14 protein-coding genes are annotated in these 13,691 nt (G+C 58.3%); 5 read left to right on the top strand and 9 right to left on the bottom strand.

The window, feature by feature from the left end; all coding sequences use genetic code 11:
- Nucleotides 1–64: 64 nt before the first annotated feature.
- The 3 genes from aspS to KGB14_RS27820 form a co-directional block, all read right to left on the bottom strand.
- On the bottom strand, nucleotides 65–1,840 hold the full coding sequence (aspS, locus tag KGB14_RS27830) for an aspartate--tRNA ligase (protein WP_223490783.1): 1,776 nt from the start codon (nucleotides 1,838–1,840) through the stop codon (nucleotides 65–67).
- Nucleotides 1,841–1,960: 120 nt separating this feature from the next.
- Nucleotides 1,961–2,182 (bottom strand): FmdB family zinc ribbon protein, encoded by a 222-nt coding sequence (locus tag KGB14_RS27825; protein WP_010457489.1) that lies wholly within the window; start codon nucleotides 2,180–2,182, stop codon nucleotides 1,961–1,963.
- Nucleotides 2,183–2,318: 136 nt separating this feature from the next.
- Entirely contained in the window at nucleotides 2,319–2,657 is a 339-nt protein-coding gene (locus KGB14_RS27820; protein WP_223491070.1) for a ribbon-helix-helix domain-containing protein, read from the bottom strand.
- Nucleotides 2,658–3,121: 464 nt separating this feature from the next.
- Here KGB14_RS27820 and KGB14_RS28585 point away from each other — a divergent pair, with 464 nt between their 5' ends.
- Complete coding sequence (locus tag KGB14_RS28585; RefSeq protein ID WP_317851058.1) at nucleotides 3,122–3,724, top strand: cold-shock protein; 603 nt, start codon at nucleotides 3,122–3,124, stop codon at nucleotides 3,722–3,724.
- A gap of 77 nt (nucleotides 3,725–3,801) precedes the next feature.
- Here KGB14_RS28585 and KGB14_RS27810 read toward each other — a convergent pair whose 3' ends face one another.
- A complete protein-coding gene (locus KGB14_RS27810; protein WP_007897047.1) occupies nucleotides 3,802–4,008 on the bottom strand; it encodes a SlyX family protein in 207 nt (68 codons plus the stop codon).
- Nucleotides 4,009–4,011: 3 nt separating this feature from the next.
- Nucleotides 4,012–4,437, bottom strand: coding sequence for an HIT domain-containing protein (locus KGB14_RS27805; protein WP_223490782.1), 426 nt, complete (start codon nucleotides 4,435–4,437; stop codon nucleotides 4,012–4,014).
- An 892-nt stretch (nucleotides 4,438–5,329) separates the two neighbouring features.
- Here KGB14_RS27805 and KGB14_RS27800 point away from each other — a divergent pair.
- Complete coding sequence (locus tag KGB14_RS27800) at nucleotides 5,330–6,658, top strand: OprD family porin (protein WP_223490781.1); 1,329 nt, start codon at nucleotides 5,330–5,332, stop codon at nucleotides 6,656–6,658.
- A 140-nt stretch (nucleotides 6,659–6,798) separates the two neighbouring features.
- On the opposite strand, the gene KGB14_RS27795 is transcribed toward KGB14_RS27800, so the two are convergent.
- Nucleotides 6,799–7,641 (bottom strand): mechanosensitive ion channel family protein, encoded by an 843-nt coding sequence (locus KGB14_RS27795; protein ID WP_223490780.1) that lies wholly within the window; start codon nucleotides 7,639–7,641, stop codon nucleotides 6,799–6,801.
- Between the two features lie 136 nt (nucleotides 7,642–7,777).
- Nucleotides 7,778–8,263 (bottom strand): YajQ family cyclic di-GMP-binding protein, encoded by a 486-nt coding sequence (locus tag KGB14_RS27790; protein ID WP_007906601.1) that lies wholly within the window; start codon nucleotides 8,261–8,263, stop codon nucleotides 7,778–7,780.
- Between the two features lie 140 nt (nucleotides 8,264–8,403).
- Between KGB14_RS27790 and KGB14_RS27785 the strand changes: the two genes are divergently transcribed.
- From KGB14_RS27785 to KGB14_RS27775, 3 genes are read left to right on the top strand one after another with little or no spacing between them, the layout of a single operon-like run.
- Complete coding sequence (locus tag KGB14_RS27785) at nucleotides 8,404–9,321, top strand: putative 2-dehydropantoate 2-reductase (protein WP_223490779.1); 918 nt, start codon at nucleotides 8,404–8,406, stop codon at nucleotides 9,319–9,321.
- Between the two features lie 45 nt (nucleotides 9,322–9,366).
- Nucleotides 9,367–11,403, top strand: a complete 2,037-nt coding sequence (locus KGB14_RS27780) for a HAMP domain-containing sensor histidine kinase (RefSeq protein ID WP_223490778.1) — start codon at nucleotides 9,367–9,369, stop codon at nucleotides 11,401–11,403.
- A 2-nt stretch (nucleotides 11,404–11,405) separates the two neighbouring features.
- Nucleotides 11,406–11,987, top strand: coding sequence for a cob(I)yrinic acid a,c-diamide adenosyltransferase (locus KGB14_RS27775; protein WP_223490770.1), 582 nt, complete (start codon nucleotides 11,406–11,408; stop codon nucleotides 11,985–11,987).
- Between the two features lie 118 nt (nucleotides 11,988–12,105).
- On the opposite strand, the gene KGB14_RS27770 is transcribed toward KGB14_RS27775, so the two are convergent.
- Both KGB14_RS27770 and KGB14_RS27765 read right to left on the bottom strand, forming a co-directional pair.
- Nucleotides 12,106–13,050, bottom strand: coding sequence for a Nudix family hydrolase (locus KGB14_RS27770; RefSeq protein WP_223490759.1), 945 nt, complete (start codon nucleotides 13,048–13,050; stop codon nucleotides 12,106–12,108).
- Nucleotides 13,047–13,679, bottom strand: coding sequence for a glutathione S-transferase family protein (locus tag KGB14_RS27765; RefSeq protein WP_223490757.1), 633 nt, complete (start codon nucleotides 13,677–13,679; stop codon nucleotides 13,047–13,049). The genes KGB14_RS27770 and KGB14_RS27765 overlap by 4 nt, the downstream gene beginning before the upstream one ends.
- Nucleotides 13,680–13,691 lie beyond the last annotated feature (12 nt).

Here is a 13,691-nt window from a genome sequence, read left to right as displayed (position 1 = left end):
ATAAAAAACTCGACCCTGTCTATAAAGAAAGGGCGCATCCGAAGATGCGCCCGCAAGGTCAGCCTTACTCAGCTTTAGGCGTTTCGCGCAGACGAATGTGCAGTTCGCGCAATGCCTTGGCATCCACCAGCCCCGGTGCCTGAGTCATGACGCAGGCAGCGCTCTGGGTTTTCGGGAAAGCGATCACTTCACGGATCGACTGGGCGCCGGTCATCAGCATCACCAGACGGTCCAGACCGAAGGCCAGGCCACCGTGCGGCGGCGCGCCGTATTTCAGGGCGTCGAGCAGGAAGCCGAATTTCTCTTCCTGTTCCGCTTCGCTGATACCCAGCAGACGGAACACCGACTGTTGCATTTCCTTGCGGTGGATACGGATCGAACCGCCACCCAGCTCGGTACCGTTCAATACCATGTCGTAGGCACGGGACAGCGCGGTCGCCGGGTTGGCTTCCAGTTCTTGCGGGGTGCACTTCGGCGCGGTGAACGGGTGGTGCAACGCGGTGAAGCTGCCGTCGTCGTTCTCTTCGAACATCGGGAAGTCGACGACCCACATCGGGGCCCACTCGCAAGTCAGCAGGTTCAGATCGTGACCGACCTTGATCCGCAGCGCGCCCAGGGCTTCGCTGACGATCTTGGCTTTGTCGGCACCGAAGAACACGATGTCACCATCAACAGCGCCGACGCGATCGAGGATCACGTTGAGGTTGGCTTCAGGGATGTTCTTGACGATTGGCGACTGCAGGCCTTCGACGCCTTTGGCGCGCTCGTTGACCTTGATGTACGCCAGGCCCTTGGCACCGTAGATGCCGACGAACTTGGTGTAGTCGTCGATCTGCTTGCGCGGCATGCTTGCCGCACCTGGAACGCGCAGAGCTGCAACGCGGCATTTCGGGTCGTTGGCCGGGCCGCTGAACACCTTGAAATCGACTTCTTTCAGCTGATCGGCAACGTCAACCAGTTCCAGCGGGTTACGCAGGTCCGGCTTGTCGGAACCGTAACGACGCATGGCCTCTTCGAAGGTCATGTGCGGGAAGTCGCCGAACTCCAGGTCCAGCACTTCCTTGAACAGGTTGCGGATCATTTGTTCGGTGATGCCCATGATCTCTTTTTCATCGAGGAAGCTGGTCTCGATGTCGATCTGGGTGAATTCCGGCTGACGGTCAGCGCGAAGATCTTCGTCGCGGAAGCACTTGGCGATCTGGTAGTAACGGTCGAAGCCGGCAACCATCAGCAGCTGCTTGAACAGCTGTGGCGATTGCGGCAAGGCGAAGAAGCTACCGGCGTGAGTACGGCTCGGCACCAGGTAGTCGCGAGCGCCTTCTGGCGTGGCGCGGGTCAGAATCGGCGTCTCGACATCGAGGAAGCCGTTCTCGTCCAGGAAGCGACGGATGCTGGTGGTCATGCGCGAACGCAGACGCAGCTTCTCGAGCATTTCAGGGCGACGCAGGTCGAGGAAGCGATAACGCAGGCGGGTTTCTTCGCCGACGTCGGAGAACTCGTTGAGCGGGAACGGCGGGGTTTCCGCTTCGTTCAGCACTTCAAGCTCGTAGCCCAGCACTTCGATCATGCCCGACGCCATGTTGGCGTTGGTGGCACCGGCCGGACGCAGGCGAACCTTGCCGGTGATCTTGACCACGTATTCGCTGCGCACGCGATCGGCGGCGGCGAAGGATTCAGCGCGGTCCGGGTCGAACACCACCTGGGCCAGACCATCACGATCACGGATATCGAGGAAAATCACCCCGCCATGGTCGCGGCGACGGTGGACCCATCCGCAAAGGGTAACTTCCTGACCTTCCAGGCTTTCGTTCAGTTGGCCGCAATAATGGCTGCGCATCATGGTAGTGGTTTCACTTCTCGTAATTCGAAATTCGGTTGGAGGCCTTGCCGCACCACCGCACTTAAAAGGCGTCAGATGATGCAAGAGCTCGCGCGTGTCGTTCAATACGGGCGCCAGGCCCTAGTCAGCTTTGTCGCCACCGGCCAGATTTTTCTTGGAACCGGTCTTGAAGTCGGTTTCGTACCAACCGGTGCCGCTGAGGCGAAAACCCGGCATGGACAGCATCTTTTTAAGCTCTGGCGCCTGGCAGGCAGGGCAGTCGACCAGCGGTGCTGCGCTGATCTTTTGAATGGCTTCCAACTGATGACCACAGGAAGCACATTGATAGTCGTACATCGGCATGGGGGTTGTCTCGGCGATCAGATTGCTACCGCGCATGCTGGGCTTTGCGGCAAAGAGCGGGATTATATCCATTAAATGCAGCCTGTGCAGCCGTAAGACTGCACAGACCGACACGCTACCCGATCCATCGCCATCGCTAAGTCATGACGAGGCAGTTCCCCTCCTTCAGGCTGTGCACGACGCAGACAACCCGCACCAGCCCGGTGAAGTTCTTCACCCCGCCATGACGCAAATGCACTTCGCGATCCACATGGGACAACAGCGCACTGACCGAGCAGCAATTGACCTTGGCCATGTCACCCAAAATATCCCAGTAGATTTGCTCGAGCCGCAAACAGGTCGAAAAACCATTCAAGCGTACTGATCGGGATAAGGGTTGGGCCAGGCCCATATCGAATTCGCTGACAAATGAATCAATCCTTACCTCCTTGAGTGGGTCGACCCTCCCCTCGCCTCTCCTGTCTTCATGAACCATACCGTTGACACTCCTTTGCCATCCTTGCTGCTTATAAGAGTCATATTCCGTTTCCTTATAAAACCGCAGGCGCATCGGCATATCCAGATGACTTTATGACCATCAACGTAGGATAAGCCAACAACGGAGGAGCGATCATGGAGCACGTCCTAGACCGGACGTTTTCCTACGCACACTGATGCAGCGTCCCTCAATGAGAAGTCAAAAGATCCGAGAAACACAGCTCGCGAACAACACTCAGCAAAGCGTCATCCGTCTACCTGTCGGAGGAAGCACCGCCGGACTGCCTGATTTGAGTAGGCGCAGGCTTTGCTGTTAAATAGGCAGTGTGTCGCTGCCGCCTATTTTCCGGGGGCCGCGCATAGGCTGATAGCAGGTACGTGTCCAACGCCTCTTATTGTTCTGAAGCGAACCGTGCTCCATCAGCTCTTCCTTGTGATCCGTCTTAACGTGAGTTAATCAAAATGTTGAAAATCGTCCACCTGCTAATGGGCGCAGCAGCTTTGCTGCTGTCCTTCATCCCTAGCCTGCGATCCGAAGCGGCACCTTACCTGCAACAACCCGATGCGCTGTACCTGGCCTTTTTCGGCCTGCTCAACCTCACCCTCGCTCCTGTTATCCCTTACTGGAACAAAGGCCCGCGTCATCAACTGCAGAACCTGGTCAGCGCGTTGCTGGTTCTGGCTGTCGTCCTGCAAACCCTGACGCTGATCGCGCCGATGCCTGTCATCGCCGGTCAACCTGCCGTTCTGTTCAGTCTGGTCGCTGCCCTGATCGCCGTTCTTTTGCACCTGGCCATCAGCTTCTACAAATCTTCACCGGCCGCCGCCTCGCCAAGCTATGACATGAGCAACCGCGATACCGGCACCGTCAAGTGGTTCAACACTTCCAAAGGCTTCGGCTTTATTTCCCGTGATTCCGGTGATGATATTTTCGTGCACTTCCGGGCGATTCGCGGCGAAGGCCACCGTGTTCTGGTCGAAGGCCAGCGTGTGGAATTCTCTGTCATGAATCGTGACAAGGGCCTGCAAGCCGAGGATGTGATCGCCGCGCTGCCGCGTCGCTGATTCCAAGGCCATAAAAAAACCGCGAACAGCCCAGGCTGCTCGCGGTTTTTTTATGGCCTGCTCTTCACTAATGTGGCTCAGTAATGCGGCGGTGGCGCTTCCTCTTCGAAAGATTCGAACTGGCCGACCATTTCCTCCTGACGCTTGAGCAGCGCCGCCATTTGCAGTTGCAGGCGCTCCACTGCGCGCTGCTGCGTCGCCAGCACATCACTCAATGCCTGGATGGTGTCATCCTGAAACGCCAACTGACTTTCCAGATCGGTAACCCGCTCTTCCAGGCTCATGACTCAACCCTCCAGAAACGTGAAATCATCGGTCAATACCAGACGCAACCGTTCGCGAATCGTCGCGATCTGCTCCGGGCTGTATGGCTTGGCCGGACATTTGCCCCAGACCGGGGCTGGCCAGGCAGCGTCCTCACGCTTGCGCACAATCACATGCATGTGCAACTGACTGACGACATTGCCCAGGGCCGCAACGTTCAATTTGTCTGCGTCGAACGAGTCCTTGAGCATTTCCGCCAGCGCGGTCGTTTCCTGCCACAGCTGCTGTTGATCTGGGACATCCAACTGAAATATCTCACTGATATCCTCGCGGCGTGGCACAAGGATGAACCACGGGTAGTTCGAATCATTGGATAACAGCAACCGACAGAGCGGGAAATCGCCGATCGGTAACGTGTCTTGTTGAAGTCGTGAATCTAAAACGAACACTGCGCGCACTCCCGCCTGGTCATCATTTTCAGCTTAGCGCTCATCCGCAAAGATGGAGCGCCAAGCGACAGGACGGCAGCATACCTGCGAACGCCACGCGCTTCACGGCGAACCGCAGGCTCCGCCCTCTTGGCCGCGCCCCTGCATGGGACATTTTGATCCAGGACGCACCAATTGGTATCGACGACCCACAAAAAATGCTGAAACCACCCACAAACAACGCGCTGCTCGAAGCCGCTACAGAACGACATTGTGTGAATTCGGTACAGCAAATAAAATTTTTTGCACCAAAACCGCACAACGCGTCTACGCTGAGTGCGTCAGCATCCGCTAACTACTCACTTGCAGGGTGAACCGGTAACGTTTTGGGTTGTCGTCCCGCTGGTTCGATGTGATAACCACGATGCCAGACGTGGCGTCAAGTCTTAACAAAACGAGGTTGAACCCCCCGGTTTCATGAGGTTTTTACAGCGACAGGCAGGCCCACAGAAAAAAACAGCAACAGAATTCTGGTTTGTGCACGCTTGTTGCATTCACACTCACATCGTCTATAAGGCGTCCGCTGGAAGTGGAAGCCTTAAGGCCAATAAAAACAGTGGCAGGGTTGCCCAATGGAGATTCAAACGTTTCACCAGGGACTCTTTTTTCCGATGCTCAAGCCCTGGAAAACAGCGCCGAAGTTGTCAATCCGGTTGCATTGGGACTGTGAATTTGCGACATCTACCCAGCCATTTGCGACAGGGTCGTAAAGAAGCTGAAAGGTTAGATGCGCAAGTATCGCCAATAGGGTCGGCGTGATATAAGTTTGCGCCGACACAAAAAGAAAGAGCCGCCCAGATAATAAAACAGGTGGGACGGCAGTACTCTTCTAAAACCAAAGGAGCAAATCACGATGCGCGTGATGAAGTGGAGCATGATCGCACTGGCAGTTGCAGCAGCAGCCAGTACTCAGTTGGCAGTAGCCGCACCTTTCGTAAGTGACCAGGCAGAAGCCAAAGGTTTTGTTGAAGACAGCAAGCTCGACTTGCTGGTTCGCAACTACTACTACAACCGTAACAAGAAAAACGGTGCAACCGACGACAAAGACTGGACCCAGGGCATCCAGGGCATGTTCAGCTCTGGCTACACCCAAGGTCTGATCGGTGTTGGCGTTGAAGCTTGGGGCCAACTGGCCATTAAGCTGGACGGTTCCGACAAATATGCCGGCACCGGTAACATGTCCGTGGATAATGATGGCGAAGTCAACAATAGCCAGGGCAAAGCCGGCGCTGCCGCCAAGTTCCGCATCTCCAAGACCGAGCTGAAAATCGGCGACATGCAGCCAAGCACCTCTCCGGTGTTCGCTGTTGGCGGTTCCCGTATCCTTCACCAAACTGCCAGCGGTATCCAACTGCAGAGCAGCGAAGTCAAAGACCTTGACCTCGAAGGCGGTCACTTCTACTCGGCAACCAGCCAGGACAGCAACGCCCGTGACGGCGACCTGTGGGCTACTTACGCTGGCGTGAAAGCCAACTCCATCGACTACTTCGGCGGCAAGTATGGCATTACCCCAGACCTGAGCGTTTCGCTCTACGGTGCCAAGCTCGAAGACGTCTGGAACCAGTACTACGCCAACGCGAACTACACCCTCGCACTGGGCGGCGATCAGTCGATCAACTTCGACGGTAACATCTACAACACCAAGGACACCGGTAACGCTAAAGCAGGCGAAATCAGCAACACCGCCTACTCCCTGGCCGCTGCTTTCTCGTTCCTGAAAGCGCACACCTTCACCCTGGGCTTCCAGAAAGTGAACGGCGATACCCCGTTCGACTACATCGGTGTGGGTAAAAACAACCGCGGTGGCGACTCGATCTTCCTCGCCAACTCCATCCAGTACTCCGACTTCAACGCCCCTGGCGAGAAATCGGTACAAGCCCGTTATGACCTGAAAATGGCCGAATACGGCGTACCTGGTCTGAGCTTCATGACCCGTTACGTGAAAGGTTGGGACATCGATGGCACCAACACTCCAGCAGGCAGCCCTTACGCTGGTCTGTACGGTGCAGACGGCAAACACCACGAAACCAACGTGGAAGTTAAATACGTAGTTCAATCCGGCCCGGCTAAAGATCTGTCGTTCCGCATCCGTCAGGCATGGCACACCGCCAATGCTGACGAAGGCGAAGGCGATATCTCTGAGTTCCGCCTGATCACCGACTACCCGCTCAACATTCTGTAATTGCAGAAAGTTAGTTCGCGGTAATAAAAAAAGGCCCATCTTCGGATGGGCCTTTTTCGTTGGCTACGAACAATGCGTTAAAGCGATCAAATCCGTGAGAAACATGCCTGACCAAAGAGTCAGACATGATCAAAAAACAATCACTGCACCGCAGATTCCTGAACCACTCGGATAACCCGCTGCGGAAACGGAATATCGATGCCGGCAGTCTTCAAACGATCACGGGACTGTTCGTTAAACATGAACATCACATCCCAGTAATCCGCCGTCTTTACCCAGACCCGAAGCGAAAGAGTGATCGAACTGTCACCCAGCATAGAAACCACTGCCTGAGGTGCCGGATCTGCCAATACGCGCGAATCTTTGGCCAGTTCCAACAACACTTCACGAGCCTTCTGCAAGTCCGCTTCGTAATCCACACCCACATCGAACACTACTTTGCGGGTGGGTTGACGGTTGGTATTGGTGATGATGCCGTTCGACAAGTTACCGTTGGGCACGATGATGGTTTTGTTATCGCCGGTACGCAGCACGGTGTGGAAGATCTGAATGCTGTCGACAGTGCCGGCGACACCTTGGGCTTCGATCCAGTCACCAATACGGAACGGGCGGAACAACAGAATCAGCACGCCGCCGGCGAAGTTCGCCAGGCTGCCCTGCAAAGCCAAACCGATCGCCAGGCCGGCGGCACCGATGGCCGCGACGAAGGAGGTGGTTTCCACACCGATCATCGACGCTACGCTGACGATCAGCAAAACCTTGAGAATGATGTTGGCCAGACTGCTGATGAAACCTTGCAGCGCAAGGTCGGCATTACGCAATGCCAGCAGGCCGCCAAGTTTTTGCGCGACCTTGCTGATCAGCCACCAACCGATGGCCAGGGTAATCACCGCCAGTAGCACGCGGCTGCCGTATTCCATGATCATCGGAACCCAGGCTTGGGATGCCTTGACCAGGTTGTCCACTTCAGCATTCAAATCCATCTTCTTTCTCCTGATTTCCGGCTACCCGGCACGCGAAAAATGAGCGGCAGAAAGACCGAACCCATAAGGTTCAATCATTTCTGCCGTTGCTTGGGGCTCGGACGTCGAAAACGCCGAGAGGTTCCCGCTAGAAAAGTCAGTCGCGGAAGTTGTTGAACTGCAGCGGCATGTCGAACGTCTTGGCGCGCAGGGCAGCAATCGCTTCTTGCAAGTCATCACGTTTTTTGCCGGTGATACGCACCTGCTCGCCCTGGATGGCGGCCTGGACCTTGAGCTTGGCGTCTTTGACGTGAGCGACGATTTTCTTCGCCAGCTCTTTGTCGATGCCTTCCTTGAGGACCGCTTCCTGCTTCATCAACTTGCCCGACGCGTAGGCATCCTTGACTTCAAGGCACTGCACGTCGATCTTGCGCTTGACCAGGGCCAGCTTGAGGATCTCGATCATCGCTTCGAGCTGGAAATCGGCTTCGGCGGTCAGGTTGACGGTCAAGTCCTTTTCCTTGAACTCGAAGGTGCCTTTGCCTTTCAGGTCATAACGACGATCGAGTTCCTTGACGGCGTTCTCGACCGCGTTGGTGACTTCGTGTTTGTCCAGTTCGGATACCACGTCGAACGACGGCATGTAATCTCTCCAATAAAAAGGCACGCTCGATAACGATGGAGCGCGCTTGGCTTGCGGTTAAAATCGGGCTCATTATAACGGGTCTTTTCCAACCGACACTGCGAGCCTCACATGCCTGCGTCAAACCGAGCAAAAAGCTGATGTCCACCCCTTGGCATGTCTTGGGCGCCGGGAGCCTCGGCACTCTTTGGGCCACACGTCTGGCGCGGGCCGATGTGCCGGTCAGGCTGATCCTGCGCGATGCTGTGCGCTTGCAGGCCTATCAGGCGGCGGGCGGGTTGACGCTGGTCGAACACGGCGAAGCGCAGCGATATCCGGTGCCCGGCGAAACCGCCGACTGCGATGAGCCGATCCGCCGCCTGCTGGTGGCCTGCAAAGCCTACGACGCCGAAACGGCCGTGGCCCGGATCGCCCATCGTCTGACACCTGACGCCGAACTGATTCTTTTGCAGAATGGCCTTGGCAGCCAGGACGCGGTTGCTGCGCTGGTGCCTCAGGCGCGCTGCATCTTCGCTTCCAGCACCGAAGGCGCGTTTCGCGATGGCGACTGGCGTGTGGTGTTCGCCGGCCATGGCTACACCTGGCTGGGGGATGCTGGCCACCCGGTGGCGCCGATCTGGCTGGAGGACTTGAGCGCCGCCGCAATTCCCCATGAGTGGAGCACCGATATCCTCACGAGGTTGTGGCGAAAGCTGGCGCTCAATTGTGCGATCAACCCGCTGACCGTGCTGCACCAATGCCGCAACGGCGGTTTGCAGCAGCATCATTGCGAAGTCGCCACCCTGTGCGCCGAGCTCACCGACCTGCTGGAGCGTTGCGGCCAGCCCGCAGCGGCGGAAAACCTCCGGGAGGAAGTCGAGCGGGTGATCCAGGCCACCGCGGCCAACTTCTCCTCGATGTACCAGGACGTCGCGAATCAACGCCGCACCGAAATCAGTTACCTGTTGGGCCATGCCTGTAAAGTCGCGTCGCGGCATCAGTTGCACCTGCCCCATCTCATTCAATTGCAGCAGCGCTTGATCGCCCATCTGCGCAGCCTTGGATTGCCCAGCGACTGAGCAGCGGCTACGCTGGCCACTTGTTCCTTTTCAGCGATGAACCTGATGCCATTGCGCCAGCGCCTTGAAAACCTTCCAGTCGGCCAGAAATTGCTGGCCGCCCTGCTGGTGCTGTTGACCACCGTTTTGCTGGTCGCCAACCTGACCTTTATCAGCGCCGCCTATTACATCTCCCAGGAAAGCATGGCGCCCCAAGCGCTGCAGACCATCGGCCGACTGGTGTCCAACCCGAGCCTGGTCTCCGAAGCCCTGAAGTCGCCGCAAACCGCCGAACGCCTGCTCAACGAACTCAACAGCTATACGCCGCTGCGTGCGGCGGCCCTCTATGACGGCAAGGGTGTGCGTCTGGCGCAGTTGCAGCATGGCGACAAACTGAACCTGCCGGAGCAATTCCGGCACCTTGACGCCTGGCAAGCCACGGAATTTCGCAGCAATCAAGTGATCACCCTGCCCCGCCCCGGCACCGCGCCAGGGCATTTGCTGCTGGTGGCCAGCAGCGAATTGCCGATGGCGTTCTACACCGGGACCCTGACCGCCAGCCTGGGGATTCTGATCTTCAGCGTGCTCTTGTGGCTGGTGATTGCCCGGCAGATCAAACGGCTGATTACCCGGCCCATCCATCAGCTCGAAGAGCTGTCCCGGCAAGTCACCCGGGAAGAGAACTACGCCCTGCGCGCCTCTCGCGGCAACCATGACGAAATCGGCAGCCTCGCCGAAGCCTTCAACACCATGCTCTCGCGCATCGAGGCCCGGGAACAGCAACTCAAGCGCGCCCGCGACGATTCCCAGGCCGCTTACGATCAGGCCCAGGGGCTGGCCGAAGAAACCCGTCACACCAACCGCAAGCTGGAACTGGAAGTTCAGGTGCGCAGCAAGATCGAGAAAAAACTCACCGGTTTCCAGAACTACCTCAACAGCATCATCGACTCCATGCCGTCGGCACTGATCGCCCTCGACGAGCAACTCTACGTGACTCAGTGGAATCAGGAGGCCAGCGCCCTGTCCGGCACGCGCCTCGACGAAGCCTTGAACCAGCCGATCTTCCTTGCCTTCGAACCGCTCAAACCGTTCCTGCCGCAGCTCAGACAAACCGTCGAGCAGCACACGGTGGCCAAGATCGAACGCGTTACCTGGCTCAAGGACGATGAACCCAAACATTACGCCCTGACGTTCTACCCGTTAATGGGCGGTGCCGGGCGCGGCGTGGTGATCCGGATCGACGACATCACCCAGCGTCTGTCCCTGGAAGAAATGATGGTGCAGTCGGAAAAAATGCTCTCGGTCGGCGGCCTCGCTGCCGGTATGGCTCACGAGATCAACAATCCGCTGGGCGCGATCCTGCACAACGTGCAGAACATTCGTCGACGCCTGTCACCCGAGCTGCCGAAAAACCTCGAACAGGCCGAACAACTTGGCATCAAGCTGGAAACGGTCAACCAGTACCTGCAAGCTCGTGAAGTGCCGAAGCTGCTCGATGGCATTCAACAAGCCGGCGCCCGGGCAGCAAAAATCGTGACGCACATGCTCAGTTTCAGCCGCCGCAGTACCCGGCAAATGGCCCCGTGCGACTTGCCGGCGCTGATCGATCAAGCGGTGGAAATCGCCGGCAACGACTTCGACCTGGCCATCGGCTTCGACTTCAAGGGCCAGGCGATCATTCGGCAGTTCGATCCGGCGCTGGGCCCGGTACCCGGCACCGCCAACGAACTGGAACAGGTGCTGCTCAACCTGCTGAAAAACGCCGCCCAAGCCATTCATCAACGAACCGACGACCGCGAACCGGGGCGGATCATTCTGCGCACAAAACTGAACCCGCCCTGGGCGGAAATTCAGGTTGAAGACAACGGCATCGGCATGAGCGAGAGCGTGCGCAAACGCACGTTCGAACCGTTCTTCACCACCAAGGAAATCGGCCAGGGCACCGGCCTTGGGCTTTCAGTCTCGTATTTCATCATCACCAACAATCACAAGGGCCAGATGGAAGTGCAATCGACGCCGGGCCAAGGCACCTGTTTCACCTTGCGCCTGCCGTTGGCGGGCACTCCGGTGGTCTCTCAAGAACTCAATCAGCTGTCGAGGTAACCATGGGCTTTCGCTTGTCGAAGATTTACACCCGCACTGGCGACAAAGGCGAAACCGGGCTCGGTGATGGCCGCCGGGTGCCCAAGGACCATCCGCGCATCGAGGCCATTGGCGAAGTCGATACGCTGAACAGCCAGGTGGGGGTGCTGCTGGCCGGTTTGGCGACGGAAAGTAATGCCTATCCGGGGTTGAACGAAGTGATCGAGGTGTTGGCGCCTTGCCAACATCGGTTGTTCGACCTGGGTGGCGAGCTGGCGATGCCGGTGTATCAGGCCCTCAACACGGCAGAAATCGAACGGCTGGAAGCGGCGATTGATGTGTGGAATGAAGAATTGGGACCGCTGGAGAACTTCATTCTGCCCGGCGGTTCGGCATTGATTGCCCAGGCTCACGTATGCCGCTGCCTGGCGCGCAGTGCCGAGCGGCGCTGTCAGCAGTTGAATGCGATCGAGCCGCTGGCCGGGGTTGGCCTGGCGTATATCAATCGGTTGTCGGATTTGTTGTTTGTGGCGGCACGGTTGATTGCCAAGCGTCAGGGGGTTGCAGAGATTTTGTGGCAGCCGGCGGCGAAACCTGAGGTTTAGTCGGCGCGTCCGAAGATGCCATCGCGAGCAGGCTCGCTCCCACAGTGGATCGAGGTGTACACAAATCCAATGTGGGAGCGAGCCTGCTCGCGATGAGGCCAGTGGCTACACAGCAGAATCAAACCTCGGGCCAGAACGCCCGAATCCCCGCCACGCCCTGCGCGCCCGCTTCCCAGGCTTTCTGCCGCTCCGCCGGGCCAACCCCACCCAGCAAGAACACCGGTTTGCTGAAGCCCTCGATCAAGCTCGACGCCTGCTCCCAGCCCAATGGCTGAGCATCCGGGTGCGTCTGGGTCGGTTGCACCGGCGACAGCGTCACAAAGTCCACGCCCATCTGCTCGGCCAGTGCCAGCTCTTCAGCGTTGTGGCAGGACGCCGCCAACCAGCGCGACGCCGGCAGCGGGCGACCCGCGGCCGCATACTTGCGCAACTGCGCCGACGTGATGTGCCAACCGGCGGACGGGAAATCCCCTAGCCATTCAAACGGCCCCTTGATCATCAACTGCGCCTTGCCGGCACACAGCCCTGCCGCGTCCACCGCCAGATCGCGGTATTGCGGGTCGTAGCCGTTGGGCGCGCGCAACTGAATCAACTTGATGCCGCCAGCGATGGCCTTCTGAATACCGCGCAGCAAGGCCGGGGTTTCCAGGCCGTCCGGGGTGATCAGGTAGTCGCCGGGCAAGCGCGCAGCGGCGACGATCGGCTGGTTGGCGGCCGGGAACTCATAGTCCACCAGCTCCCGCGCGGTCACCCAGGCCAAAGGCTGACCTTCGGCGCCGTGGGGTTCGCCGGTAAACGCCGAGACCTCCCAGACATCCAGCAACACCTGTTTGTCCGGGTAATCGTGGCGGACCTTGATCAGTGGGCGCGCCGCGCTGACCACAATACCCAACTCTTCGTGAAGCTCGCGGGCCAGGGCGGTTTCGACGGATTCGTCATCCTCGACCTTGCCGCCGGGGAACTCCCACAAGCCGCCCTGATGCTGGGTATCGGCACGGCGCGCGATGAGGATTTTGCCGTTGTTATCGCGGATAACCGCAGCTGCTACATGGACTCGTTTCACCGCTCTATTTCCTCCAGACCCGCCTTCTGCCAGCCCTTGAAGGCTGGCCATTGGTAGATGGTTTCGACATAGGCCGCGTCGACCTCGGGTAACTTCACCTGATAGGTGCGCAGGCGTACGGCGATCGGTGCAAAAAACGCATCGGCCAGGGTCGCGCCCCCAAACAGGAACGGGCCGGTTTCAGTCGCGACAGCACGACACTCAGCCCACAACGCCAGCATGCGCTCGATTTCAGCCTGAACCTCAGGCGAGGTCGGCGACAACGGCGCATTGTGGCTCAGGTCGAACGGCATGTTGCCGCGCATGGCGAAAAAACCGCTGTGCATCTGCGCGCACGCCGAACGCGCCTGGGCACGGGCGGCGGTGTCTTTGGGCCAGAGGCCGGCACCGGGGAATTGTTCGGCCAGGTACTCGGCAATTGCCAGGGAATCGGCGATGGTGCCGTGCTCGGTTTTCAGCAACGGGACTTTCCCGGTCGGCGAATGCTTGAGCAGACGCTCGCGGGTGTCCGGCTGGTTCAGCTTGATCAATTCTTCGGTGTAGGAAGCGCCAGTCAGGTCGAGGGCCAGTGCGGCGCGCAGGGACCAGGAGGAATGCAGTTTGTCGCCGATGATCAGGTGCAGGCTCATGTTCGGGACCTT

Source organism: Pseudomonas sp. A-RE-19 (assembly GCF_019956555.1).
Taxonomy (GTDB): Bacteria; Pseudomonadota; Gammaproteobacteria; order Pseudomonadales; family Pseudomonadaceae; genus Aquipseudomonas.
Note: the sequence above shows the minus strand (reverse complement) of the source record. Positions and strands in the feature narration are given on the sequence as shown.

Bases quoted from the DNA above. Each gene is read 5' to 3' on its own strand.
- KGB14_RS27825 (WP_010457489.1), bottom strand. From the start codon at position 2,182: ATGCCGATGTACGACTATCAATGTGCTTCCTGTGGTCATCAGTTGGAA.
- KGB14_RS27795 (WP_223490780.1), bottom strand. From the start codon at position 7,641: ATGGATTTGAATGCTGAAGTGGACAACCTGGTCAAGGCATCCCAAGCC.
- KGB14_RS27780 (WP_223490778.1), top strand. From the start codon at position 9,367: ATGCCATTGCGCCAGCGCCTTGAAAACCTTCCAGTCGGCCAGAAATTG.
- KGB14_RS27810 (WP_007897047.1), bottom strand. From the start codon at position 4,008: ATGAGCCTGGAAGAGCGGGTTACCGATCTGGAAAGTCAGTTGGCGTTT.
- KGB14_RS27765 (WP_223490757.1), bottom strand. From the start codon at position 13,679: ATGAGCCTGCACCTGATCATCGGCGACAAACTGCATTCCTCCTGGTCC.
- KGB14_RS27820 (WP_223491070.1), bottom strand. From the start codon at position 2,657: ATGGTTCATGAAGACAGGAGAGGCGAGGGGAGGGTCGACCCACTCAAG.
- KGB14_RS27800 (WP_223490781.1), top strand. From the start codon at position 5,330: ATGCGCGTGATGAAGTGGAGCATGATCGCACTGGCAGTTGCAGCAGCA.
- KGB14_RS28585 (WP_317851058.1), top strand. From the start codon at position 3,122: ATGTTGAAAATCGTCCACCTGCTAATGGGCGCAGCAGCTTTGCTGCTG.
- KGB14_RS27775 (WP_223490770.1), top strand. From the start codon at position 11,406: ATGGGCTTTCGCTTGTCGAAGATTTACACCCGCACTGGCGACAAAGGC.
- KGB14_RS27790 (WP_007906601.1), bottom strand. From the start codon at position 8,263: ATGCCGTCGTTCGACGTGGTATCCGAACTGGACAAACACGAAGTCACC.
- KGB14_RS27785 (WP_223490779.1), top strand. From the start codon at position 8,404: ATGTCCACCCCTTGGCATGTCTTGGGCGCCGGGAGCCTCGGCACTCTT.
- aspS (WP_223490783.1), bottom strand. From the start codon at position 1,840: ATGATGCGCAGCCATTATTGCGGCCAACTGAACGAAAGCCTGGAAGGT.